The sequence below is a fragment of the Tropicimonas marinistellae genome (assembly GCF_001509585.1).
GTDB lineage: Bacteria > Pseudomonadota > Alphaproteobacteria > Rhodobacterales > Rhodobacteraceae > Tropicimonas > Tropicimonas marinistellae.
Map to the genome: position 1 here is coordinate 76,607 of NZ_LNCI01000002.1, position 24,059 is coordinate 100,665.

Here is a 24,059-nt window from a genome sequence, read left to right on the forward strand (position 1 = left end):
GATTTCGACGATCATCGGGGTCTCCGTTGGATCTGATCACATTTACAGGGCGCGAGCTATCCATGCGGCACCGCAGAAACAACGCCCAAGCGCGCAGCTCGGATATGCAAATCGAACATACTTTGTGCAGGTACGATGAAATACGCGACACTCTCAGAAAAGGGGGCGCCGTCCTTGGTATCTCAGGATGAAGTCGCGCTTGACTTCGTGCGCCTGGGCTCGCGGTTTGGTGCGCCCCTTTGCTGGTTGGATTCGCCGCCAGAGTTATGGGCGTCGGGCGCCCCCATGACATGGGCTTGAAGCGATGTATTCCCGGGGTCCGTCTCGCCGATCGCGGCTGATGCGGCCCGGTTTTCGTATCCGGGCAAATCCGCAGGGTCGCGCGTGGCGCGATGGACTACGGATGCTCGGCTCTCGCCAAGTCGGTCCGAACCTGAGCTGGCTTTGCGCTGGGCAGCACGGTTTCAGCGCCTCAGCATTGTCGGCAAACCCAACACGCCTCCCGTCGCTCCGAACTGCGTGAAGCGCCGCCCATTTCTGAATGAAGTGTTAAGATGGGCGCATAACACCTTGAAATCGTTTGATCGGTATCATGTCTCACGCGTGAGACACTGGAGGCTCCCCGGCCGACCTGCCGCTTTGTCTTGCGCCGGGCTTGGCGCTCTGCCACCTTGCCGGGACGACCTGGGAGGGACAGATGTCGCGGATCGCCCCTGCACTTACCCTTGGAATCGAAGAGGAATACCTCCTCGTCGACCTGGAAACGCTGGAGCTGGCCAATGCGCCGGAGGCGCTGATCGAGGAATGCGCCGGGGCCATGCAGGGGCAGGTCAGCCCGGAGTTCTTGCAGTGCCAGATCGAGATCGGCACCAAGGTCTGTGCTGACATCTCGGCGGCGCGGGACGAGTTGAAGCGGCTGCGCTCCACCGTGGCGACCCACGCCGCGCGTCACGGGCTGGCGCCGATTGCCGCCTCCTGTCATCCGTTGGCGGACTGGAAGCAGCAGGAGCACACGGACAAGACGCGGTACAACGAGCTGGAACGGGCGCTGGCGGGCGTGGCGCGGCGGCTGCTGATCTGCGGGATGCACGTGCATGTGGGCGTGGAGAGCCCGTCGCAGCGGATCGACCTGATGAACCAGCTGACCTATTTCCTGCCGCATCTGCTGGCGCTCAGCTGTTCCTCGCCCTTCTGGATGGGGCAGGACACCGGACTCTGCTCCTACCGGTTGACCGTCTTCGACAACCTGCCGCGCACGGGCCTGCCGCCGCAGCTCAACTCCTGGGCCGAGTTCGAGCGGATGACCGGGGTGTTGGTCGACCTGGGCATTATCGAGGACGCCTCCAAGATCTGGTGGGACCTGCGGCCGTCGTGGCGGTTCCCGACGATCGAGACCCGGATCTGCGACGTGCCGACACGACTGGAGGACACGCTGACGATTGCCGCGCTGACGCAGTGCTTCACCCGGATGCTGTGGCGTCTGGCGGCGCGGAACCAACGCTGGCGGCTGTATGACACCGTGTTGATCGGCGAGAACCGTTGGAGGGCGCAACGCTACGGGTTGAAAGAGGGGATGATCGATTTCGGCCAGCGGGAGATCGTGGGCTTCGAAGCGCTGGCCGAGGAGATAGTGGAGATCCTGTCCGAGGATGCCGAGGCGCTCGGTTGTCTGCCGGAAGTGGAGCGTGTTGTCGAGCTCGTGGCCGGCGGCAACAGCGCCGATCGCCAGCGGGCGGTGCGCAAGGAGCGGCAGGACGCCGGGGATGACGAGAAGACCGCGATGAAGGCGGTTGTGCGTCACCTTATCGACGCGTTCCACGAGGGGTTGTGACGGCGGCAGATGTGCGATCTGATTTGGGGCAAGGACAGCGCTGGCCGGACCTGCGATAGTGGTGGCAGTTGCATTGGAGCGCTGTTTCATGACTCAATCCCTTGCCTTCTGGAGCATTCAGGGACCGGGGTGGATCTTGTTCCTGTACCTCGCGATCGCCCAATGTCCGTCTGCCTTCAGCTATGCGTTGGGTGTCCGCATGGGCACCCAGGAACCGGAGGCGCGGATTACCCGCGTCGGCACGGCATTCTGGTGGGGGTTAGCGCTGGCCGACCTTGTCTTCTACACGCCGATTCTCGGCCTCGGTCTTTTCGGCCACGCGCTTGGCCTGGAGTGGGGCACCCTGATCCTGGCAGCCGCACTGGGCGTGACGATTTACTGGCCCATTGCCTGCCTGGCGACCGTGGCCGCCGCTCGCGGCGCGCCGGGGTGGTCGCTTCCGAAGGAGCGCGACTACTGGATCGTTCTGCCGCTGATCGCGGGATGGGCCACGTTGGCACTTCTGATTGTGCTGTTCGTTTGACGCAAACGCGCGGGAGCGGATGGTGACCCGGCCGGTGCGGGAAACTGATCTCTATGGCCCGGTCAAGGCCCTGCTGGAGACGCAGGGCTACGAGGTGAAGGGCGAGGTCGGTCCGGCGGACGTGGTTGCCTGCCGCGCCGGAGAGCCGGCGCCGGTGATCGTGGAACTCAAGAGAGGCTTCTCGCTGTCGCTTTTCCATCAGGCGGTCGCGCGGCAAAGCGTGAGCGATGCGGTCTACATCGCGGTGCCGCGCGGCACGGGGCGGCGGTTTCAGAAGGCGCTGAAGGAGAACCTCACCCTTTGCCGCCGACTCGGCCTGGGGCTGATCACGGTGCGGCTGCGCGATGGGTTCGCGGAAGTGCACGTGGACCCCGGCCCATATCGGCCGCGGAAACACACCGCCCGTCGCGACCGGCTCTTGCGGGAATTCGCCCGCCGCGAGGGCGATCCGAACACGGGCGGGGCGGCTGCGGGGCCGCTGGTGACGGCCTACCGGCAGGACGCACTGAAGCTCGCCGCGCACCTCGCGACCCATGGGCCGGATCGTGGAGCGCAGGTAGCACGGGCGACGGGCGTTCCTCAGGCCACCCGGATCCTGGCGGCCGATCACTACGGATGGTTCGAGCGCGTGTCGCGCGGCATATACGCGATCACGCCGAACGGGTGCCGCGCGCTTGCGGACCGCAAAGACTGACGATCGGGCTGCGGGGGTCGGCCTTGGCGTTGGGGCACACGGAACAAATGGCCACCATCGGTGCCGTGTTTGTATCCCGCGGGGTCGGAATACTGCCGCCGGGGCCTTTGTGAGGCACGCGGCCCCTCGGGGCCGCGTGCCCGGCCCAACGGGGCCGGTTGCATCTGCGATGCGGCCGGGCCGGGCGGGAGCGCGCCCGAGACGGCCGGCGTCAACCGCTCAGAGAAGTGCCTTGACCTTGTCCGCCGTGGCCGCAGCGGTAATGCCGAAGTGCGAGTAGAGATCGCTGAGCGGGGCGGATGCGCCGAAATCGGACATGCCTACGAAATCCGACTTGGCCGCGCGTCCGCGCTCGCCCAGAAGCCACTGATCCCAGCCCTGGCGCACGCCGGCCTCGATTGCCACGCGCACGCCTGTGCCGGGAAGGACCTTCTTGCGATAGGCTTCCGGCTGGGCAGCGAAGAGCTCCATGCAGGGCATGGAGACAACGCGGGTGCCGATCCCGGCCTCCTCCAATGCTGCGCGCGCCTCCAGTGCGATTGCAACCTCCGAGCCGCTCGCCAGCAGGATCGCCTGCCGCTTCGAGCCGGCCTCCGCCAGAATGTACCCGCCCTTGGCGGTGAGGTTCTCCGACGCGTCGTCGCGCACGGTGGCGAGGCCCTGCCGCGACAGCGCCAGCACGGACGGCGTGTCGGCCTGTTCGAGCGCCACTTCCCAGGCTTCGGCGGTCTCCACCGCATCGGCCGGGCGGAAGACCAGCATGTTAGGCGTCGCACGCAGCATCGCCAGATGTTCCACCGGCTGGTGGGTGGGGCCGTCTTCGCCGAGCCCGATACTGTCGTGGGTCATGACGTAGACGACCGGCACGCGCATCAGCGCCGACAGACGCATGGACGGACGTGCGTAGTCGGTGAAGCACATGAAGGTGCCGCCATAGGGCCGCAAACCGCCGTGCAACGCGATGCCGTTCATCGCCGCCGCCATACCGTGCTCGCGTACGCCGTAGCGCATGTAACGGCCGGTACGGTCATCGGGGGTGAAGTCTGCCATCTCGGCGGACTTGGTATTGTTCGATCCCGTCAGGTCGGCGGAGCCGCCGAAGGTCTCGGTCATGATCGGGTTGATCACATCGAGCGCCATTTCGGAAGCCTTTCGGGTGGCGACCTTCGGGGCGTCGGCGACCAGCTTGGCCCGGTACTCGGCCAGCGCGCCGGCAAGCGCGGCGGGCAGTGTTCCGGACTGGACGCGCTCGAATTCAGCGCGGCTGTCGGCGTCGAGCGCGGCGAGCCGGCCTTCCCACTCGGAGCGGGCACCGGCGCCGCGGGCGCCGATCTGCTCCCAGGCGGATTTGACATCTGCCGGGATCACAAACGGGCCGTGTTCCCAGCCATAGACGGCGCGGGTATCGGCGATGAGCTGGGCGTCGGTGAGCGCGCCGTGGCCCTTCGAGGTGTCCTGCGCAGAGGAGCCGAGGGCGATATGGGTTTTGCAGGCGATCATCGTCGGCAGGTCGCTGGCCCGGGCCTCGGCGATGGCGGCGTCGATCGCATCGGGGTCATGCCCGTCGATGGAGATCACGTGCCAGCCGGAGGCGGCGAAGCGGGCCTGCTGGTCGGTGCGGTCGGCAATGCCCACGGGGCCGTCGATGGTGATGCCGTTGTCGTCCCAGAAGACGATCAGATGCGAGAGCTTCTGCCGGCCGGCAAGCGCGATGGCTTCCTGGCTGACGCCTTCCATCAGGCAGCCGTCGCCGGCGATGCAATAGGTGTAGTGGTTCACCACGTCGGCGCCCCAGGTGGCGCGCAGGTGTTCCTCCGCGATTGCGAAGCCGACGGCATTGGCGATGCCTTGGCCGAGCGGGCCGGTCGTGGTCTCCACGCCGCGGGCGTGGCCGTATTCCGGGTGGCCGGCGGTGATCGCGTTGAGCTGGCGGAAATTCTTCACCTGTTCCAGTGTCATGTCGGGCGAGCCGGTCAGGTGCAGCAGCGAATAGAGCAGCATCGAGCCGTGGCCGGCCGACAGGATGAAGCGGTCACGGTCCGGCCATTCGGGATTGGCGGCGTCGAATTTCAGGTGCTTTCCGAACAGGACGGTGGCGACATCGGCCATGCCCATGGGCATGCCGGAATGACCGGAATTGGCGGCGGCGACGGCGTCGAGCGCGAGTACCCGGATGGCGCATGCCTTTTGCCAGTGCTCGGGGTGTGCCGCTTTCAGGGCTTCGATATCCAACGTGAGATCCTTTCGGTTGCCGGGCGCGCCGGAGGAGGGCGCGAAGAACGCTCGGGGCGGTTTACCAGCGGCAGCGGGCGCGTCAACGTGGCGTAGTGTACATGAAGGGCGTACATGAAGAAGCTGGTCTAAGTGCCTGAGTGCCAAGGGGGGGCGCAATCCGTGACGTTGTTGGATAGAATTGAATGCAATCGTTCGCGGGCCGATTCGCTGCGGCTGCGTAGCCCGTCCTTGCAACGAAGCCGTGACACGGGGAGAGGAGCATGAACGAAATCGCCGATCTGGAGGGCCGGATCTCTGCCGCAATGGCGCGGATTGCGACGGCCGTGGAGCGGTTCGAGGGTGACGGGACCGGATCCGCCGACGCGCTCGACCACGCGCGCCGGGCAGCGGAAACCGCGGAAGCGGAGGCGCGTGCGGCGCTGGCCCGGGCCGAGTCGGCCGAGGCGGAGGTGGCGCGTCTGACCCAGGCGCTGGAAGCCGAGAGCGATGCGGGCGGGCAATTGCGCGAGCGAGTGGGCACCCTGAAATCCATGAAGGAGCGCCAGCAGGAGCGGATTGCGGAGCTTGAGGCGGAGTTGAAGGCGATTGCCGGGCTGCGCACGGCCGACAGAGAGGAACTCGACGGGCTCATCTCGTCGCTTGCACCACTGGTGGAGGGGCAAAGCGATGCCTGAGATCAAGATCAAGATTGGCGGCAAGGAATTCACCGTGGCCTGCCAGGACGGCGAGGAGCAATACCTGCTGTCGGCGGCAGCGATGCTGGACCGGGAGGCGCAGGGGCTGGTGAGCCAGATCGGCCGAATGCCGGAAGCGCGGATGTTGCTGATGGCCGGTTTGATGCTGGCCGACCGAACCGCTGCCTACGAGGAGAAGGCGGCGGCTGCCGAGCAGCAACTAGCGCAGCAGCAAAAGGTGATCGACGAGATGAAGGCGTCGCCGACGCCCGCGCCCGAACGTGTCGAGGTGCCGGTCATTCCCCCGACACTCGCCGACAGCCTTGCCGAGATCGCGGCGCGCGCCGAGGCGCTCGCGGCCCGCGCGGAGGAAAAGACCGGGGGGTAGGCGTTTTGCCGCCACCGAACGGCACCTGCGGCCGATGGCGCCTGGCCGGTCGTGGCGCCCGCGTTTCGCGGGCGACGGCGGTACGGTAAGGAGCGTCTGTGACGCAATCTATGCAGGCGTCGGCCGTGTCAGGCGTTGGCTTCGCGGATCTTGTCCGCGGCGTCCTTGTCGTAGGCGACACCGTTCTGGTCGAAGAGCTGGTCCAACTCTCCGGAGAGCGTCATCTCCGTAATGATGTCGCAGCCGCCCACGAATTCGCCCTTCACGTAGAGCTGCGGGATTGTCGGCCAGTCGGAGTATTCCTTGATGCCCTGACGGATTTCCTCGTCGGCGAGCACGTTCACATCCGTGAAGTCCACGCCCATGAAGTTCAGCACCCCGGCAACGCGCTGTGAGAAGCCGCATTGAGGCGCCATTTTCGTGCCTTTCATGTAGAGGACGACATCGTTGTCGGTGACGGTCTGTTTGATGGTGTCTTGTGCGGTCATGGTCTGATGGTTCCTTTGTTCCTATCCGGCGCCCGGAGGAGGGCTCGCCGTGGCAGTATCCGTCGCCCTGGCGCACGCGCGCTGAGCGACGTCCCTACAGGTCGTTTCGATCAGTCGGGCGCTTTGGTTGTCAGGGCCAATGCGTGCAGATCCGCGTTGCTGCCATCCATCATGCCCTTCAGCGCGGCATAGACGGCACGCTGCTGCTGCACGCGGTTCAGGCCGCGAAAACTCTCGTCGATCACTTCCGCGGCATAGTGCGCCCCGTCACCGGCGACGTCCGTGACGACGATGACGGCTTTGGGGAAGGCATCTCGGAGCAGTGTTTCGATTTGCTGGGCCTCGATGGCCATGGGCGGGAATCCTCTGGCTTATGATTGGGGTAAAACGTAGTGGCGGGGGCAGGGCGCTGCAAGCCCGCTGATGGCGCCCGGCCCCGACGCAACGGATCGGGTGGCACGGTCGCTGCACGGATGATGGGCCGCGCAAGGGGCGCGGCCGTTCGGGTTATCAGACGGTCAGCCCACCGCCCCGGCAAACGCGCTCCGGAAGAGCGCGCTCAACTCGGCAAGCGGTGCCTCCGACGCGGCGAAGCGGACCTTGTCGCCGGTGAAGCGCCCGATGGTCTGAAGCGGCACGCTCGCCTTGCCGGCTGCGATCATCAGCGCCTCGGCCTTGTCGTAGGAACAGGCGATGAGGTAGCGGCCTTGATCCTCGCCGAAGAGCGTTGCGGTGTCTGCCGCATCGATGATGATGCCGACGCCGGCGCTCTCGGCCATTTCGAAGGCGGCGAGCGCCAGCCCGCCGTCGCTGAGGTCGGTGCAGCCGTCGATCCAGTCCCGGTTGGCACGGATGAAATCGCCATGGGCGGCTTCCGCGGCCAGGTCCACGTGGGGCGCGTCGCCGTCCTCGCGGTTGAACACCTCGGCCAGCAGGGCGGACTGGCCCAAATGGCCGGCGGTTTCGCCCAGCAGGAGCAGCACGTGACCCTCGCGGGCCTCGCGCCCGATCATGTGGCTCAGGTCGTCGATGAGGCCGATGGCGCCGATGGTGGGGGTGGGCAGGATCGGCTCGCCATCCGTCTCGTTGTAGAGCGAGACATTGCCGGAGACGATGGGCATGTCGAGGGCCGCGCAGGCCGCGCCGATGCCCTGTATGGCGCCGACGAACTGGCCCATGATCTCGGGTTTCTCTGGATTGCCGAAGTTGAGATTGTCAGTGGTTGCCAGCGGCTTTGCCCCGACGGCGGTGAGGTTGCGATAGGCCTCTGCCACGGCCTGTTTGCCGCCTTCAACGGGGTTCGCGCGGACGTAGCGCGGGGTGACGTCGGAGGTGAAGGCCACGGCCTTGTTTGTGCCGTGGACGCGCACGACGCCGGCCCCGGCGCCTGGGGTGCGGACGGTGTCGCCCATGACCGACTGGTCGTACTGCTCGTAGACCCATTGCTTCGCGGCATAGTTCGGCGAGGCGATCAGTGCCTTGAGCGCGTCGATCGGATCGACGTCGGGCACCGGCTCCATCTCGGCGGCGGGATCGGTGGGCACCCAGAGGCGGTCATATTCCGGCGAGGAGCCTGCCAGCGTCGCGAGCGGGAGGTCTGCGACGACGGCGCCATTGTGCTCGATCAGGAAACGATCCTCGGGGATTGTTTCGCCAACGATGGCGAAGTCGAGGTCCCATTTCTCGAAGACGGCGCGGGCCTCCGCCTCCTTCTCGGGGCGCAAGACCATGAGCATGCGCTCCTGGCTCTCCGAGAGCATCATCTCGTAAGGCGTCATCGCCTCCTCGCGCTGCGGCACGCAGTCCAGGTCGAGCCGGATGCCGAGGCCGCCCTTGTCGCCCATCTCGACAGCAGAGCAGGTAAGGCCCGCTGCGCCCATGTCCTGAATCGAGATCACAGCGCCAGTCTGCATCAGCTCCAGGCAGGCTTCCATCAGGCGCTTCTCGGTGAAGGGGTCGCCGACCTGGACGGTCGGGCGTTTCTCCTCGATGGTCTCGTCGAATTCCGCGGAAGCCATGGTCGCGCCGCCTACACCGTCGCGGCCGGTCTTGGCGCCGAGATAGACGACCGGCATGCCGACGCCCGAGGCGGCGGAATAGAAGATCTTGTCGGTATCGGCGAGGCCTGCGGCGAAAGCGTTGACGAGGCAATTGCCGTTATAGGCGGGGTGGAAACGGACCTCGCCGCCCACCGTCGGCACGCCGAAGCAATTGCCGTAGCCGCCGATGCCGGCCACCACGCCGGAGACGACCGAGCGGGTCTTGGGGTGGTCCGGCATGCCGAAGCTGAGCGCGTTCATCGCCGCGATGGGCCGTGCACCCATGGTGAAGACATCGCGCAGGATGCCGCCCACGCCGGTCGCCGCGCCCTGGTAGGGCTCGATATAGGAGGGGTGGTTATGGCTCTCCATCTTGAAGATCACCGCCTGACCGTCGCCGATATCCACCACGCCGGCGTTCTCGCCCGGCCCGCAGATCACCTGGGGGCCGTCGGTGGGCAGGGTGCGCAGCCATTTCTTCGAGGACTTGTAGGAGCAATGCTCGTTCCACATGGCCGAGAAGATGCCCAGTTCGGTGAAATTCGGATCGCGGTTCAGGATCCGCAGGATCTCCGAATATTCCTCGGGCTTCAGGCCGTGGGCCTCGATGATCTCCGGCGTGATGGCTGGCTCTTGCATGAACTGTCCCCTGATGTCGGCTGCGCTTTTAGGCCGGGCGGGCGGAAAGGGGAAGGGGCGGTTGCCAGGGGCGCGCTGTCGCGGTAGGCCGGGGGTACTTACAAACGTCTGGTCCACATAGATCCGGAAGCTGTTCCGGCGAATAGGCGGGGCATGCCCCTGCCAGGTTTCCTATTGGATTTCGCGGATACGCCGAGGCGATCCGCAGTTAGGACAGACGATGTTCGACACTCTAGAGTTTTTCACGAAGCGCCCCGGGATATTTGACGGGGCGGATACCGCGGCTCTTTGGGCGGACCCGCATGTGGCGCGGCAAATGCTGGCACTGCATCTGGAGCCGGGGCACGGGATTGCGTCCCGGCCGCATGCGGAAATTGCCGAAATGGCGGGATGGATCGCCGACGATCTGGATCTGCGCGGCAAGCGGCTAACGGATCTGGGCTGCGGGCCGGGCCTCTATGCGGCGCATTTCGCGGCAGCCGGTGCGGACGTGACGGGGCTGGACCTGTCAGAGATCGCGCTCGATCACGCGCGACGGGTGGCGTGCCCCGTGGGGACCTTTCGGTGCGCGAATTACCTGGATGACCCATTGCCCGGAACGGATGTCGCCACATTGATCTACGGCGATGTCTGCGCGCTCTCGCCTGCGCAGCGGGGACGGTTGTTCGCCAAGGTGCGCGGGGCATTGGCGCCCGGTGGCACATTTGTGCTGGATGCCTTTCCTCCCGCTCAGTTCGAGACACGCGAAGAGGACAGCGAGGTTGCCTTGCGGCTGATGGACGGATTCTGGGCGGCGGGCGACTACGTGGGGCTGCGGCGGACGTACCTCTACCCGGAGCACTCGACCGCACTCGACCGGTACTTGATCGTGGAGCCGCACCGGCAGCGGCAGGTCGATACCTGGCTGCAATATCTCTCGCCGGAGGCGTTGACGCAGGCGCTGGAAGCCGCGGGGTTCCGAAGTGAGCCGGCGCGCGATGCGGTGAGCGGGCAACCATGGGCCGGCGGAGGACGGCCCTTTGCACTGGTTGCACATGCATAGGTCAGCCGGTGTCGGTGGGCGGGACCCTCTGCCCGCCGGTACAGCTCACTTTCGATTGACCAATTGCCGTGCCTGAGAAGGTATGCCGCGACTCAGAGCACGGCGCCGCTGAACATGGCGCCGACGTAGCCTGCGTAGAGGGCGGGCGCCTCGACGTTCATTGAGTGGCCGATCTCTGGCAGGCGAACCAGACGGCAGGCGGGCAGGCGCTCGACCATCGTCTGCATGTGGGAAAGCGGGATGATCCCATCCCATTCGCCCCACAGGACGAGGGTTTCATGGGTAAGTTCGGACATGCGGGCCGCGACCTCGCCGGCGTCGTGTTCGGCGGACAGGTGAAAAGGCGTTCCAAGCCAGATGCCGTCGGCGCATTGCTGCGTCTGCGCGAGGAGGCGGTCGTAAAGCGCGGCCGAGTCGGCGTCCGGGGCGCGATAGATCGGGGTCTTCCCAAGACCCAGACTGTCGGGATCAAAGAGCGTGGGCGCAACACCCGCCATGACCGCGCGGGTCAGGGTCGCATCGGCTTGCATGGTGCGGAAAACCTCCAGCGCCGCCTCTTCGAACGGCAAGCCGAAGGGGGAAACCGGATCCAACGACAGGATGCGGCCGAAGCGGTCTGGCTGAGCAAGCTGCATCCGGTTGGCGATGAAACCGCCGGTGGAGTGGGTCGCGAGGTGGCAGCGCGCGATGCCGAGCGCATCCAGCGCTGCGAGCATGTCCTCCGCGTGCTGCTGCATGGAGTAATTGGAGAAATCCGCGGTCGCGGTCGGCTTCTCGCTGTCGCCGCAGCCGCGCCAGTCGATGCCGATCACGCGCAGATCGGACGGAAAATGGCGGGCGGCGAGTTCGATCCAGTCCTTGCTGGCAAGATTCCCGTGGATGAAGACAACCGTCACCGGGCCGTCGCCCCAGATGCGGCAACCGAGCTGGATGCCGCCGGCCTGTATTTGTCCTGGCATGTGGAAATCTCCTGCGACGCCGGTCAACCGTCGATCTGCGCCCCCATGACGGCCAGCGACTGCTGGTAGACGGATGCCGCATTCCATTCCTTGAGCACATTGTAGTTGCGGCTGCCTGGCTGGTAGCTCTGACCCGGCGCCCAGCCCTTCATGCGCAAATAGTTGGCGGTGGAGGCGAGGGCGTCGGTCATGTTGTTGAAATCGACGCGGCCGTCGCCGTTGCCGTCCTGGCCGTAGCGCAGGGCATTGCCCGGCAGGAACTGGGTGTGCCCCAGCTCGCCGTGCTTGGCCCCGATGGCATTGGGAGACATCATGCCCCGGTCGATCATGACCAAAGCGCTGAGCAGATGCGGCTGGAAGAAATGCGGCCGCCGGCAATCGTAGGCCAGCGTCGCGGTGGCGCTGAGCACGTTGGAATTGCCCATGAAGCGGCCGAAGCCGGTCTCCATTCCGTGGATCGCGATAATGACGCCGGACGGCACGCCGTAGCGATTCTCCAACGACTGGTAGAAGGCCGGGTTCTGCGCCTTGCGCTTCTTACCTTGCGAGACGATCACGTTGCAGCCGCGCTTCTGGCAGAATTGCTCGTAGCTGAGCTTGAAGCTCTTCTGGCCACGGTCGGCATTGATCGTGGACTGGGCGTATTGGGTGTTGGCCAGTGCCGCTAGCCCTCGCTGGCCGATACCCTGACGCGCGGCCTCCTTGGCGAATTCCTGTTTCCACGCGGGGAAGCCGCCTGCGGAATTACCGCAGTTTGCCGCGAAGCCCGGCGTGCCGGACAGCAGTGCGACAGCACAAAACAGAGTGGTGACAAGGCGGCGCATCGGCAGTTCCTCCAGGTGCATTTCATCCGAAACTACCGCAAGCGCGGTTGCTGTACCAAGGTTGCTGTCAATGTATGGAGACGAACATATCAGAGCTGGTCGGGCTGTTGCCGGCGTGTCGCAGCAATTGGCGAGGGGGCGGCACGGGGAACACCGGCTCAGGCCCGGTCATGGCCCGCTCGTGGCCATGGTGCAACCCGGTCGACTCCCGATTCTTGAGCACGTCCGCCGAAGCCAAAAAAAAGGCCGAGAACAAGTCTCGGCCCAAGTCCAACAGGGAGGTAAAGGCAAGTACATTGTACCCGCCGATAGATCGGATTTAGAAATCTGAACGGTCCGGTTCAAGTCTAAAATTGCCGCAAGTGCAAATGGCAGGCATTCCTGTGGTGCATGTGCAACGAGATTGCCCGGAGATTAAAACCTAGGCTTCCGCGGGCGGATGGGCTTCCAGGTGCCGCCTGTGCAGCTGGATTTCTTCGACAACAAAGTCGCGGAAGGCCGCTATCCTCTTGGATTGCCGCAGTTCTTCCGGGTAGGCGAGGAAGACCGGGACCTCGGCGCTTTCCACATCCGGCAGGACGCGCACGAGATCGGGCTCGGATTCGACGATGTAATCGGGCAGCACGCCGATTCCGAGGTGGTTTTTTACGCACTGCAGCACGCCGAAGTAGTTGTTGACGTTGAGGCGCGAGGTGATGTCGTGCCCGAGCAGCCACTGGACCATGGAAGCGCCAGCCGCAACCTGGGTGGAGGACGTGCCCTGGCAGATCAACCTGTGGTCATGCATGTCGTCAGGCGTTTGCGGGGTGCCGTAGCGCTCCAGATAGGTGCGCGACGCATAGAGGCGCATCCGAACGGTCATCAGGCGCTTTCGGATCAGGTCCGCCTGGGAGGGCTCTTTCATGCGGATAGCAACATCTGCTTCGCGCATGGGCAGGTCGAGAACACGCTCCTCCAGCATCAGGTCGATATTGAGATCGGGGTACTTCGAATAGAGCTTCTCAAGGCGCGGCGCCAACCACAGCGAGCCGAATCCGTGAGCGGTGGTGACGCGAAGCTCGCCGAAGACCTCTTCCTCGCTGTCGCGGATTCTGGCCGACGCAGCCTCAAGCCGTTTGCTCATGGAGCGCGTCGCTTCAAACAGCAGCTCTCCTTGCTCGGTCAGGATCAAGCCACGGGCGTGGCGGTGAAACAGGGTCGTGTTGAGGCTTTCCTCGAGCGCCCGGATTTGCCGTGAGACCGCCGACTGGCTGAGGTGCAGGGAATCGCCGGCATGCGTGAGGCTGCCTGCCGAAGCCACCGCGTGAAATATTCTCAGCTTGTCCCAATCCATTGTCGCGTACCCGTGTTGGCTCGATTGTCGGCGATGTTCTGTTTGCGATCACACGCAAGCGCTTTGGCGCCTCTTGCCATGCCCTGCGGCAGGATCATATCCCCCTTGCCAGAAAAATCTACTCACCGCCGCAGTCTGGCAACGAGCTGCTGCGGATCGGTTCCCGAGGCCCGTCGTTTCCTCTCCCAATGACTTGGGGAGTTTCCTATATTGACTGCCATCGCCGGGTGTTCCTTCGTCGCGCGCGGCGTATTCGTCACGATGGAGCCCTGGTAATGTCCAACCGCCATGTCGCACGCGACATAAGCTATGCAACAAGCGTCCGGTCGCGGGGCGGGCGGGCCGTGGTGCGGGTTCTGGAGAATGCGACCGGGCGGATCGGGCTGATCCGGCGCGCCGAGGGCTACGAGCAAGAAGTTGCCCAGGGCAAGAATTTCTGGGGCGTGATGGTGGCCCGCTACGGGTTGAGCCTGGACGTGGTCGCCGGCAGCCTCGACAACATCCCGGGCGACGGGCCCCTGATCGTGATTGCCAACCATCCGTATGGCATTCTCGACGGTTTGATGATGGGGCACATCCTCAGCATCGTGCGTGGCGATTTCCGCATTCTTGCCAACAGCGTGTTCCGCAAGGCGGAGGATCTGGACAAGGTAATCCTGCCGATCTCCTTCGAGGAAACGAAGGAGGCGATGCGCGAAAACCTTGCAACCCGAAAGATCGCTGTGGAGTATCTCGCCGGTGGCGGCGCGATCGGCGTGTTTCCGGGGGGCACGGTTTCGACGGCGGCGAGGCCATTCACGCGGCCGATGGACCCCGGTTGGCGCAGTTTCACCGCGCGCATGGTGGCGAAGTCGGATGCGGCCGTCGTCCCGATTTTCTTCGAGGGGCACAACAGCCGGCTGTTTCAGTTCGCGAGCCATTTGCACTCTACCTTGCGGCTGGCGCTTCTGATCAAGGAGTTCCGAAAGCGGGTGGACGAACCCGTGCGAGTTGCGATTGGCACGCCGATCCCACGGTCGGAATTGGACAGGCGAGGCAACGATGCCAAGGCAATGATGGACTTTCTGCGCGCCGAGACCTATGCCCTGTCGCCGAAGCCACTCAAGTCGCTCGACTACGGCTTTGAATTCGATGACAAGTATCGGGACGAAAAGGGCGAGAAAGGCATGCGGATTTACTGATGGCTGTAGGGATATTCGACAGCGGGCTTGGTGGGCTGACGGTGCTGGATGCAGTGGCCAAGCGGCTACCTGACGTGCCCTTCGTTTATTTCGGTGACAACGCCCATACGCCCTACGGCGTGCGCGACGCCGAAGACGTCTATGCGCTCACCACGGCCGGCGTGGAGCGCATGTGGGACGAGGGCTGCGATCTGGTGATCTTGGCCTGCAACACGGCTTCCGCGGCCGCCCTGCGCCGGATGCAGGAAGTCTGGATCCCGCCGGAGAAGCGGGTGCTGGGCGTTTTCGTACCGCTGATCGAGGCGTTGACCGAGCGGCAGTGGGGAGACAATTCGCCGCCGCGGGAAGTCGCCGTGAAACACGTGGCTCTCTTTGCCACGCCTGCGACGGTTTCGAGCCGGGCCTTCCAACGGGAACTGGCATTCCGTGCGATCGGCGTCGATGTCGAGGCGCAGGCTTGCGGAGGCGTCGTCGACGCGATCGAAGAGGGCGACCTGATCCTGGCAGAAGCGCTGGTGCGCAGTCATGTGGATGCGCTCAAGCGCAAGATGCCCGTGCCCGAAGCCGCGATCCTTGGCTGCACCCATTACCCGTTGATGGAGGATGTGTTCCGCGACGCGCTCGGACCGGACGTACAGGTCTATTCACAGGCGAGTCTCGTTGCCGAAAGCCTTGCCGACTATCTCGACCGGCATCCGAAAATGCGCGGACCGGGAGAGGAGGCCGTGTTTCTGACCACGGGCGATCCGCGTGTCGTTTCGCGACGCGCAACACAGTTCCTGCGACGAAAGATCGAGTTCGCGGCAGCTTGAGGTCCGTGACTGATCTTTAACACATCCTATATCCGCAATATGAAGGGCTGGTCATGACCCATTCCGTCGCCATTCTTGGAGCGTCCGGCTACACCGGCGCCGAGCTCGCCCGGCTGATCGCCACGCATCCGGGCATGACGGTGCGTGCGCTGTCGGCCGACCGAAAGGCCGGCATGGAAATGGCGGCGGTCTATCCGCATTTGCGGCATTTGGACCTTCCACGATTGCAGAGAATCGAAGAACTGGATTTCGCCGCTATCGACCTGTGCTTTTGCGCGTTGCCGCATGCCACGAGCCAGGCCGTTATCTCCGGATTGCCGCGCAGCGTGAAGGTGGTGGATCTCTCTGCCGATTTCCGGCTGCGTGATCCGGCGGAGTACGAGAAGTGGTACGGCAAGCCGCATTCGGCACCGGATTTACAGAAGGAGGCCGTTTATGGCCTGACCGAGTTTTACCGGGACGAGATCGGGGGCGCCCGGTTGGTGGCTGGGACCGGGTGCAATGCCGCGACTGGGTTGTTCTCGCTGTTGCCGCTTGTCAGGGCTGGCGTGATCGACCTCGACGCGATCGTCATCGACATGAAGGTGGGGGTGAGCGGGGCCGGCAGATCGCTCAAGGAAAACTTGCTCCATGCGGAATTGTCGGAGAACTGGCACGCTTATTCGACAGGCGGAAAGCACCGGCACCTTGGCGAGTTCGACCAGGAGTTTTCCAAGGCCGCGGGGCGCCGGGTGGAAGTGCAATTCACGCCCACGTTGCTGCCGGCGAACCGGGGTATTCTAGCGGCGAGCTACGTCAGCGGGAATGCGGCCGAGATCCATGCGACCCTTGCGGCGGCCTACGCGGCGGAGCCGTTCGTTGTCGTCCTGCCCATGGGCGAGGTGCCGGCGGCGAAACATGTGCGGGCGAGTAATTTCGTGCACATCGGTGTGGTGGAGGAGCGCGCCGCAGGGCGCGCGACGGTCTATGCCGCACTTGACAACCTGACCAAGGGATCGTCCGGACAGGCGATCCAGAATGCCAACCTGATGTTGGGATGCGCGGAGACCGAGGGGCTGATGCTGGCCCCTGTCTACCCGTGAGCCCGGTCTGGCCAGCGACGGAGGAGAAAAACGATGGCGGGAATGAAGGGCCTGAAGAAGAAGCGCAGGATCCAGGTGATCGTGCTGGCCTTCGTGGCGCTCGCCGGTAGCACGGCGCTGATCGGCTACGCGATGAGAGATGGAATCAACTATTTCCGCGCGCCCTCGGACGTGGTGGCGGAGCCGCCGGCGGCACGTGAGACCTTTCGCATCGGCGGGCTCGTGGAGGACGGCACCCTTGTGCGCGGGCAGGGTGAAACCATTACCTTCAGCGTTACAGACGGCGGGGCTTCGGTGCCGGTTTCCTATACCGGCGTGTTGCCCGATCTTTTTGACGAGGGGCAGGGGATGATCGGAACCGGCAACCTCGTGGACGGGGTTTTCGTAGCGACCGAGATCCTCGCACGCCACGACGAGACCTACATGCCCAAGGAAGTGGTGGACGCCCTGAAGGACCAAGGGGTTTATCAGGACCCCGCCGAGAGCGGCGGCTCCTGACTTGGGCGGAGCCACGGGCGGTCGCGTGTAATCGTATCTTGTACGCTAGATCATCGCCCAATCGGTGAAGCGCCAGGTTTTCGGTGCGCTGTGCGTCACGCCCGGACGTGGCATCTGGTGTTTCGTCGCCGAGTGGTTTACCCGCGCTGTATTCGGCTTTTGGACTGTCGCCTTACCGTCGGTTGTATCGAAATGTGTCATTGTGCCGGACCTCCCACTGTCGCTGTGGTAGGGGCCCCGGCCGTTCCGAAGCTCATTCCTACCGCATGCCTCAGGGATACCGAACCGGCGGGATCTTCGATGTGATGGGCGTCACACGGCGTCCATTAGACCCGCGACTGGCCATACCGCAAGTCTCTCTCTGACAGCGCACGCACCGCTTCAACTTTCTTAAACGATTTGCCTGAGCCTCTTGCGCAATCAATTGCGCCGGAGAACAGGCTCCATGAAAGACATTGAGGCAATCGCAACCGAGATCGTCGCCCGTGAGGGTGGCTACGTGAATGACCCCGACGATCCGGGCGGGGCGACGAAATACGGTGTCACCTACGCGACCTTGCGGCGCCTCGGCGTCGATGTGGACAGCGATGGTGTGGTGACAATCGGGGATCTGCAACAGCTCGACCAGGCGACGGCGGTGGAGATCTTCGTCCAGCACTATTACCACAAACCGCGGATCTCGGCGTTGCCGGAACCGCTTCGAGCGAGCGTCTTCGACATGTACGTCAACGCCGGTTCCAATGCCGTGAAGATCCTTCAGCGGCTATTGGCGAGCTTTGGCGAGCCCGTTGATGTAGATGGGTTGATCGGACCACAGACCGCCGGCGCCGCGGCGCGTGCCGCGCAGAAGGCCCCCGACCACCTTGCGGATGCCTACGGGATCGCGCGGCGCAACTACTACTACGCACTTGCCGATGCACGGCCGGCGAGCCGGAAATACGCGCAGCGCCGCGATGGCGGTAAGGGCGGCTGGATTGCGCGTGCCGAGGAATTCATCAGCCCGCGGTTTCATCTATCGGACGCACAGCATCGGGCGCGGGTGGCGGCATGGGGGTGATGTCGGGTTTGCTGGGCGCGCTCTTTGGCAGCGGACGCAACGTGGTGGCCGAAACCGTCGAGGTGTTCCGCGAGAATGCAGAGGCCGGTGCCGCGCGCGAGGCGCTACAGGCACAGGCGGCGCTGGCACAGTTCGCCGCCGAATTCACACAGCCGCGCAAATCGCTTTTCGATCAGGTGATAGACGGCTTGAACCGGATCCCGCGCCCGGCGATGGCTCTGGGCACGCTGGCGCTCTTTGTAACCGCGATGGTCGACCCGATCTGGTTCGCCGCCCGTATGCAGGGGATCGCGCTGGTACCGGAGCCGCTCTGGTGGCTGCTGGGCGCGATTGTCGGGTTTTACTTCGGCGCTCGCCATCAGGCGAAGGGGCAGGAGTTTCAACGGTCCATCGCGGCCACGCTGGCACAGGCTGCGCAGGTGCGCGACGGTATTGCCTCCCTTCAGGCGCTGGAAGTGGGGGCTGGCGGCGATCGTGCGTCCCTTACGGTATCTGCCACCGATACGGCCGGGGGCGATTTCGCAGCAGACGTGCCCTGGGCAATCGACCGCAATGCCGCGCTGGCGGAGTGGAAAGATGCCCGTGGCTGAAGGATTTTGGATCACCCTGGTTACCGAACACGGGCCGTGGGTGCTCCTCGTTTTCTACCTCCTGTTCCGGGATCATCAAAAGGATGACGCAACCCGGAGCATCCTCAACCGCAACACAGAAATCATCGTCGAGATCACCACATTGATCAGAGAGAGGCTGCCACGTGACCGCGTCTGAGGCAGCGCCGCCCCGGGGAGGGCAGACAGTTGAAACAGGCCCTATCGATCTACGCCGCAGTCCTTGCGGCAGTTCACGCCTCCTTTCTGGCCCTGGGATTCTCCGGCACCGCCGAAATCGCCTTCGGCGCGCTGACGATCATGTCGGTAATGATCTCGGCGATATTCCTCTGGCTCTGGGGCATGCGGATGTCGCCGCTCTCGCTCGGGATGGCGTTTTCCTGGGCCGGTGCGGCAATGGTGATGGGCTGGTGGTGGCTGCACAGCCTGTTGGGCGCTCCGACCTGGATGCTGCGTAGCGAAATCCCGCTTCTGCTGTCTGCACTCCTGCTGACCGGAGCCGTCCTGCATTTCGAGGTGATCGAAACCTCGTTCGGCTTTCGCCGGGGCGCTTTCCTACTGCCCGTCTCCGGGGCGCTTCTCCTGTCCCTGCTGTTGCTGGCGCTGGCGGGGTAGCGCGCGATGGCACTGGCACCTCTCGAACGGCTGCTGTCGGCGGCATCGCGCTTTCGTCGCACCGCGCTCCATCTGCTGATGGGGCGGCGGTTCATGCATACGCTGGAACGCAACCGAGAGGCGGCGGACCGCCTGGACCGCGCACTCAAGGAAGTCTTGGCGAGTTGCGAGATATCGCCGGAACCGTGAACCGGTGTCCTCTAGCGAAGCGCGGGCTCGCTCCTGAGCCGCGGCCGCTCGGGCCTGCGGGGCGCCGATGGCCGCGATAGAGGTTGCGCTGGCCCGGAGCTGTCGCGGCTTATATCCGTTCTACCGCGACGTTGGCGTTGCTGGTGTAAAAGGCGATATGGTCCTTTATCCGGTCCATGCCTTCCGCCGGCGTCTCGTAGGACCAAGCCGCCTTGGGCAGCGTGCCGCTCTTTGTTTCGATGGAGAAGTAGTGTGCGTCGCCCAAATAGGGCGAATGGGTCGTCTCTTCGCTCGGCTCAAGAAATGCCATGGCGATATCGGCGCGCGGAAAATAGATCACCGGCGCCATCTCGCCTTCGGTCAGTTCCAGCGCGTTGGTGCTTTCGGCCAGGACGGCCCCGCCGGCGCGGACGGTCCATGTGCCGTCGGCCTTGCGGATCTTGATGTGGTCAACCATTTGGGTCCCCTGAGTGGTGCGCCCACCCCTATGGGCGGCGAATATGAAACGCATGTGAAGGGTGAATGTTAGCGCACAACCTACAGCGGCGCCGTGGCGGCGTCCAGCCATTGTGCCGCGGCCCCTTCCAGCGCAGGGCCGATCCTCTGTCGTACCTCCGCGTGATAGGTGTCGAGCCAGTTCCGTTCATCGGCACTCAGCATGTCCGGGTCGATCAGCCGCCGGTCGATGGGTACCCAGGTCAGCGTTTCGAAGGCGAGCATCGCGCGCATGTCACCGCCTCGCGCGGCGGGCGCTGGAACAACGTGGATCAGGTTTTCGATCCGGATGCCGAATGCGTCCTCGCGGTAGTAACCGGGCTCGTTCGATAGCACCATGCCGGGCTCCAGAGCCACCTCCGACCGGCGCGAGAGCCGCTGGGGCCCTTCGTGGACCGACAGATAGGCACCGACACCGTGACCCGTGCCGTGGTCGTAGTCCTGACCGGCACGCCAGAGCGGTGCCCGCGCCAGCGCATCGAGGTCGCGCCCGGCGAGCCCCTCCGGCCAGCGGATCGTCGAGATCGCGATCATCCCCTGCAAGACGCGTGTGAAACAGGCGCGCTGCTCGCCCGTGACCGGACCGGTGACGACCGTCCGCGTGATGTCGGTGGTGCCATCGGCATACTGCCCGCCGGAATCCACCAAGAGGATATCGCCCGGCGAGATCCTGCGGTCGGTGGCCTTGCTGACCCGGTAGTGCACAATAGCGCCATGGGGTCCGGCCCCGGCGATGGTTTCGAAACTGATGTCGCGCAACAGCGGGTCGCGCCGCCGCTCTTCCTCCAGCCGCTCAACGACCATGATTTCGCTCAGTGTTCCGGTCGGCGCCTCGGCGTCTAGCCAGGCCAGGAATCGGCACATCGCGGCGCCGTCACGCAGATGCGCCGATCGCATGCCGCCGATCTCCGCGGCGTTCTTGCAGGCCTTTGGCATCACGCAGGGATCGCGGCCCATCTCCACGTCGATGTCCCCCAATTGTTCGGCGACCCAGACCGAGGCGCTCTCCTTGTCGAGCAGCACCGGACCCTCCAGCGCGGCCAGCCCGTCTGCCAGTGCCTCCGGTGCGCGCGTTTCCACGTTCGGGCCGAGATGAGCCCTGACCTCGTCCGAGATCTTCTCCGGCGCGCAGTAGAGTGTGACGCGCGCGTCATCGTGCAGGATCGCGACCGCGTGGGGCACCGGGTTGCGGACAATGTCGCTGCCGCGGATATTCAGCAGCCAGGCAACGGAATCCGGCAATCCGATGAAAGCCGCGCGAAGCCCGCGCCGCGACAGATCCGCGGCAAGACGCGCGCGCTTGTCGCCGTGCTCCTCTCCGGCAAGGTCCACCGGATGTAGCCGCAGCGGGCCCATGGGCGGGGCCGGGCGGTCGTCTGCCCAGATCGCGTCGAGCGGGTTCTCCACGGCCAGAAACTGCAATCCGTCCGGCTCTCCCTTCCTCCGAAGTGCGCCAATCGCCTCGACCGTGTGCAGCCGCGGATCGAATCCGATCCGTCCGCCGTCCGGCAGTTGCTCAGCAAGCCAGTCGCCCAGCGACACTTCCGGCCAGCTCACCGGCGCAAAATGTTCGACATCCACCTGCGCGCGCACCTGAACGCGGTAGCGTCCGTCGACAAAAACGCCGGCGACCTCGGCCAGGACGGCACAGAATCCGGCCGACCCCGTGAACCCGGTCAGCCAGGCCAGGCGCTCGTCATGGGGCGCGACGTATTCTCCCTGATACGCGTCCGCGCGCGGGACGAGAAAGCCGTCGAGCCCCATCGCCGCAATGCGCGCCCGAAGCGCAGCCAGTCGCGGTGGGCCGTCCTGCGGGCGGGTCGTCACCTCGAAACTCTGAAACATCCGCTTCTCCATGGACACCGGCCCCTGTTTCTTCTGTCGGAAAATATCCCCGCCGGAGGCACGCGCCATCGGCGCGTTTCCATCGCGACGCTTTGCCCGCTAACCTGCCTTCCGAAGTCCGGCGAAACGCGCCCGCGCCCGCGGGTCGGTGTCGAAGAGCGCAGCGAGTTGCTCGGTAATGGCACCTGCGAGCTGTTCCACATCCGTAATCGTCACCGCGCGGTCGTAGTATCGCGTCACGTCGTGGCCGATGCCAATGGCGATCAGCTCGACCTGGCGGCGTTTCTCGATCATCGCGATAACGTCGCGCAGGTGCTTCTCCAGGTAGTTTGCGGGGTTCACCGAAAGCGTGGAATCGTCCACCGGTGCGCCGTCGGAAATCACCATGAGGATCTTGCGCGCTTCCGGCCGCACGATCGCCCGTCTATGCGCCCATTCCAGCGCCTCGCCGTCGATGTTTTCCTTCAGCAGCCCCTCTTTCATCATCAGGCCGAGATTGTCGCGCGCGCGCCGCCAGGGCGCATCGGCCGACTTGTAGATGATGTGGCGCAGGTCGTTCAGCCGGCCGGGAATCTGGCTGCGGCCCTCTTTGAGCCAGCGTTCGCGGCTCTGCCCGCCTTTCCAGGCGCGGGTGGTGAAGCCGAGGATCTCGACCTTTACCGAGCACCGTTCCAGCGTGCGTGCCAGCACGTCGGCGCAGATCGCGGCGATGGAAATCGGCCGGCCGCGCATCGAGCCTGAATTGTCCAGTAGCAGCGTCACCACGGTGTCGCGGAACTCGGTGTCCTTCTCGATCTTGAAGCTCAGCGGCGTGGTCGGGTTGGCCACGACGCGCGCCAGCCGGCCGGCGTCGAGGATACCTTCCTCCAGGTCGAACTCCCAGCTTCGGTTCTGCTGTGCCTGCAACCGGCGCTGGAGCTTGTTGGCAAGTCGCGAAACCGCGCCCTTCAGCGGCTCAAGTTGCTGGTCGAGATAGGCGCGCAGCCGCTCCAACTCCGGCGGTTCGGCCAGGTCGGTCGCCTCGATAATCTCGTCGAACTCGGTGGTGAATACCTCGTAATTGGGATCCGCCTCGGAAACCGGTGCCGGGGCGGGGGGCTCGAGCGGCGCCTCGCCCTCTGGCATCTCCGTCTCTTCGGCCATGTCCGACTCCGCGGCGTCGTCCATCGTGACCTGTGCTTCGGAGGGATCGTCGGTGTGTTCCTGATCTTCCTCGGGCCGGCTCTCGTCGTCCTGCTCGCCGGCGTCATCCTCGTCGCCGCTGCTCTCCGGCTCGTCCGGGTCCTGTTCCGCCTCGTCGGGTTGCTCCTCGTCGTCGACCTCGTCGGGGTCTTCGCCGAGCTGGTCACCGTAGCCCAGATCGTCGATCACCTGGCGTGCGAACCGGGCAAAGGCGGCTTGGTCATTCAGACAGGTTTCAAGGTCCGGCAGGGTCTCGGCCGCCGACCCTTCGAGGTGGTCGCGCCACAGGTCCAGCACGTTCTGCGCGCCGTCCGGTAGCTCACGCCCGGTGGCAAGCTGCCGGATCATGTAGCCCGCCGCGACCGCCAGCGGCGCTTCGCTGGCACGCGTGATCTGATCGTAACGCCGCCGGTGCGCCTCGGTGGCGATCTTCGCATCGATATTGCCCGCCGTGCCGGGCATCGCCCGCGCGCCGAGCGCTTCGCAACGCGCCGTCTCCATCGCCTCGTAAAGATCGAGTGCCATCTGGCCGGACGGCAGGTACCGCCGATGCACGGCATCGTCGTGGAACTTGCGTTTCAGCGCGTAAGCATCGGCCGTGCCGCGCGCCAGCAGGACTTCCTCCTTCGTGAGCCGCCGGCTGATCTGCGGCAGCCGCATCTGGTCGGCGGTCATCCCGGGCGGGTCGACGGTAAAGACGACGCCCAGGTCGGGATCGTCGGCGATCACCCGGGTCGCTTCTGTCAGCGCCTTCTTGAAGGGATCGGCGGGGTTGTCTTGCTGGGCCATGCGCGCACCGGGAGAAAACTACGAACGTCGGCGCAGT

Annotated in this window: 26 protein-coding genes; 15 read left to right on the forward strand and 11 right to left on the reverse strand. The window is 64.9% G+C overall.

Going from position 1 to position 24,059, the window contains the following annotated elements:
• Positions 1–697 precede the first annotated feature (697 nt).
• The 3 genes from ARC39_RS03795 to ARC39_RS03805 all read left to right on the forward strand — a co-directional run bounded on the left by ARC39_RS03795 (position 698) and on the right by ARC39_RS03805 (position 3,048).
• Positions 698–1,831: a carboxylate-amine ligase gene (locus tag ARC39_RS03795; protein WP_068110352.1), complete on the forward strand. Its 1,134-nt coding sequence runs from the start codon at positions 698–700 to the stop codon at positions 1,829–1,831.
• 88 nt (positions 1,832–1,919) lie between these two features.
• Positions 1,920–2,354: a hypothetical protein gene (locus tag ARC39_RS03800; RefSeq protein ID WP_068110354.1), complete on the forward strand. Its 435-nt coding sequence runs from the start codon at positions 1,920–1,922 to the stop codon at positions 2,352–2,354.
• Positions 2,355–2,376: 22 nt separating this feature from the next.
• The gene (locus ARC39_RS03805; protein ID WP_236545115.1) at positions 2,377–3,048 is read left to right on the forward strand and encodes a DUF2161 domain-containing phosphodiesterase; all 672 of its coding nucleotides are present in this window, start codon (positions 2,377–2,379) and stop codon (positions 3,046–3,048) included.
• Positions 3,049–3,267: 219 nt separating this feature from the next.
• Here ARC39_RS03805 and tkt read toward each other — a convergent pair whose 3' ends face one another.
• Entirely contained in the window at positions 3,268–5,280 is a 2,013-nt protein-coding gene (tkt, locus tag ARC39_RS03810) for a transketolase (RefSeq protein ID WP_068110357.1), read from the reverse strand.
• Positions 5,281–5,543: 263 nt separating this feature from the next.
• Between tkt and ARC39_RS03815 the strand changes: the two genes are divergently transcribed.
• Both ARC39_RS03815 and ARC39_RS03820 read left to right on the forward strand, forming a co-directional pair.
• Entirely contained in the window at positions 5,544–5,957 is a 414-nt protein-coding gene (locus ARC39_RS03815; protein WP_068110360.1) for a hypothetical protein, read from the forward strand.
• Complete coding sequence (locus ARC39_RS03820; protein ID WP_068110363.1) at positions 5,950–6,345, forward strand: cell division protein ZapA; 396 nt, start codon at positions 5,950–5,952, stop codon at positions 6,343–6,345. Before ARC39_RS03815 ends, ARC39_RS03820 begins: the two co-directional genes overlap by 8 nt.
• A 128-nt stretch (positions 6,346–6,473) precedes the next feature.
• On the opposite strand, the gene grxD is transcribed toward ARC39_RS03820, so the two are convergent.
• The 3 genes from grxD to purL all read right to left on the reverse strand — a co-directional run bounded on the left by grxD (position 6,474) and on the right by purL (position 9,511).
• Positions 6,474–6,833, reverse strand: coding sequence for a Grx4 family monothiol glutaredoxin (grxD, locus tag ARC39_RS03825; protein WP_068110365.1), 360 nt, complete (start codon positions 6,831–6,833; stop codon positions 6,474–6,476).
• A gap of 110 nt (positions 6,834–6,943) precedes the next feature.
• Entirely contained in the window at positions 6,944–7,186 is a 243-nt protein-coding gene (locus ARC39_RS03830) for a BolA/IbaG family iron-sulfur metabolism protein (RefSeq protein ID WP_068110369.1), read from the reverse strand.
• A 165-nt stretch (positions 7,187–7,351) separates the two neighbouring features.
• Positions 7,352–9,511: a phosphoribosylformylglycinamidine synthase subunit PurL gene (gene purL, locus ARC39_RS03835; RefSeq protein ID WP_068110371.1), complete on the reverse strand. Its 2,160-nt coding sequence runs from the start codon at positions 9,509–9,511 to the stop codon at positions 7,352–7,354.
• 220 nt (positions 9,512–9,731) lie between these two features.
• Between purL and ARC39_RS03840 the strand changes: the two genes are divergently transcribed.
• Entirely contained in the window at positions 9,732–10,553 is an 822-nt protein-coding gene (locus ARC39_RS03840) for an SAM-dependent methyltransferase (protein WP_068110376.1), read from the forward strand.
• Positions 10,554–10,645: 92 nt separating this feature from the next.
• On the opposite strand, the gene ARC39_RS03845 is transcribed toward ARC39_RS03840, so the two are convergent.
• From ARC39_RS03845 to ARC39_RS03855, 3 genes are all read right to left on the reverse strand, one after another.
• Positions 10,646–11,512 (reverse strand): alpha/beta fold hydrolase, encoded by an 867-nt coding sequence (locus ARC39_RS03845; protein WP_068110379.1) that lies wholly within the window; start codon positions 11,510–11,512, stop codon positions 10,646–10,648.
• Positions 11,513–11,535: 23 nt separating this feature from the next.
• Positions 11,536–12,336, reverse strand: a complete 801-nt coding sequence (locus ARC39_RS03850; RefSeq protein WP_078059105.1) for a lytic murein transglycosylase — start codon at positions 12,334–12,336, stop codon at positions 11,536–11,538.
• A 421-nt stretch (positions 12,337–12,757) separates the two neighbouring features.
• On the reverse strand, positions 12,758–13,669 hold the full coding sequence (locus tag ARC39_RS03855) for a LysR family transcriptional regulator (protein ID WP_068110385.1): 912 nt from the start codon (positions 13,667–13,669) through the stop codon (positions 12,758–12,760).
• Between the two features lie 275 nt (positions 13,670–13,944).
• On the opposite strand from ARC39_RS03855, the gene ARC39_RS03860 reads away from it, so the two are divergent.
• The 4 genes from ARC39_RS03860 to ccmE are packed head-to-tail and all read left to right on the forward strand — an operon-like array spanning position 13,945 to position 17,242.
• Entirely contained in the window at positions 13,945–14,850 is a 906-nt protein-coding gene (locus ARC39_RS03860) for a lysophospholipid acyltransferase family protein (RefSeq protein ID WP_068110389.1), read from the forward strand.
• Positions 14,850–15,662: a glutamate racemase gene (locus tag ARC39_RS03865; RefSeq protein WP_068110392.1), complete on the forward strand. Its 813-nt coding sequence runs from the start codon at positions 14,850–14,852 to the stop codon at positions 15,660–15,662. Before ARC39_RS03860 ends, ARC39_RS03865 begins: the two co-directional genes overlap by 1 nt.
• A 53-nt stretch (positions 15,663–15,715) precedes the next feature.
• Positions 15,716–16,744 (forward strand): N-acetyl-gamma-glutamyl-phosphate reductase, encoded by a 1,029-nt coding sequence (gene argC / locus ARC39_RS03870; RefSeq protein ID WP_068110395.1) that lies wholly within the window; start codon positions 15,716–15,718, stop codon positions 16,742–16,744.
• 42 nt (positions 16,745–16,786) lie between these two features.
• Positions 16,787–17,242: a cytochrome c maturation protein CcmE gene (gene ccmE / locus ARC39_RS03875; RefSeq protein WP_068111597.1), complete on the forward strand. Its 456-nt coding sequence runs from the start codon at positions 16,787–16,789 to the stop codon at positions 17,240–17,242.
• A gap of 45 nt (positions 17,243–17,287) precedes the next feature.
• On the opposite strand, the gene ARC39_RS25795 is transcribed toward ccmE, so the two are convergent.
• Positions 17,288–17,443, reverse strand: a complete 156-nt coding sequence (locus tag ARC39_RS25795) for a hypothetical protein (protein ID WP_161470927.1) — start codon at positions 17,441–17,443, stop codon at positions 17,288–17,290.
• A gap of 244 nt (positions 17,444–17,687) precedes the next feature.
• On the opposite strand from ARC39_RS25795, the gene ARC39_RS03880 reads away from it, so the two are divergent.
• From ARC39_RS03880 to ARC39_RS03900, 5 genes are read left to right on the forward strand one after another with little or no spacing between them, the layout of a single operon-like run.
• Positions 17,688–18,299, forward strand: a complete 612-nt coding sequence (locus ARC39_RS03880) for a holin-associated N-acetylmuramidase (RefSeq protein WP_068110398.1) — start codon at positions 17,688–17,690, stop codon at positions 18,297–18,299.
• Positions 18,290–18,889, forward strand: a complete 600-nt coding sequence (locus tag ARC39_RS03885; RefSeq protein ID WP_068110402.1) for a holin family protein — start codon at positions 18,290–18,292, stop codon at positions 18,887–18,889. Before ARC39_RS03880 ends, ARC39_RS03885 begins: the two co-directional genes overlap by 10 nt.
• Positions 18,882–19,067 carry a hypothetical protein gene (locus ARC39_RS03890; RefSeq protein WP_236545116.1) on the forward strand — a complete coding sequence of 62 codons (186 nt, stop codon included), beginning with the start codon at positions 18,882–18,884 and terminating at the stop codon, positions 19,065–19,067. The genes ARC39_RS03885 and ARC39_RS03890 overlap by 8 nt, the downstream gene beginning before the upstream one ends.
• 29 nt (positions 19,068–19,096) lie before the next feature.
• Positions 19,097–19,522 (forward strand): hypothetical protein, encoded by a 426-nt coding sequence (locus ARC39_RS03895; protein ID WP_068110408.1) that lies wholly within the window; start codon positions 19,097–19,099, stop codon positions 19,520–19,522.
• A 6-nt stretch (positions 19,523–19,528) separates the two neighbouring features.
• On the forward strand, positions 19,529–19,711 hold the full coding sequence (locus tag ARC39_RS03900; RefSeq protein WP_068110411.1) for a hypothetical protein: 183 nt from the start codon (positions 19,529–19,531) through the stop codon (positions 19,709–19,711).
• Between the two features lie 109 nt (positions 19,712–19,820).
• Here ARC39_RS03900 and ARC39_RS03905 read toward each other — a convergent pair whose 3' ends face one another.
• The 3 genes from ARC39_RS03905 to cobT form a co-directional block, all read right to left on the reverse strand.
• On the reverse strand, positions 19,821–20,168 hold the full coding sequence (locus ARC39_RS03905) for a DUF427 domain-containing protein (RefSeq protein WP_068110415.1): 348 nt from the start codon (positions 20,166–20,168) through the stop codon (positions 19,821–19,823).
• An 80-nt stretch (positions 20,169–20,248) separates the two neighbouring features.
• A complete protein-coding gene (locus ARC39_RS03910) occupies positions 20,249–22,051 on the reverse strand; it encodes an aminopeptidase P family protein (RefSeq protein WP_068111599.1) in 1,803 nt (600 codons plus the stop codon).
• A gap of 99 nt (positions 22,052–22,150) precedes the next feature.
• Positions 22,151–24,022 (reverse strand): cobaltochelatase subunit CobT, encoded by a 1,872-nt coding sequence (gene cobT / locus ARC39_RS03915; protein WP_068110418.1) that lies wholly within the window; start codon positions 24,020–24,022, stop codon positions 22,151–22,153.
• Between the last annotated feature and the right edge of the window lie 37 nt (positions 24,023–24,059).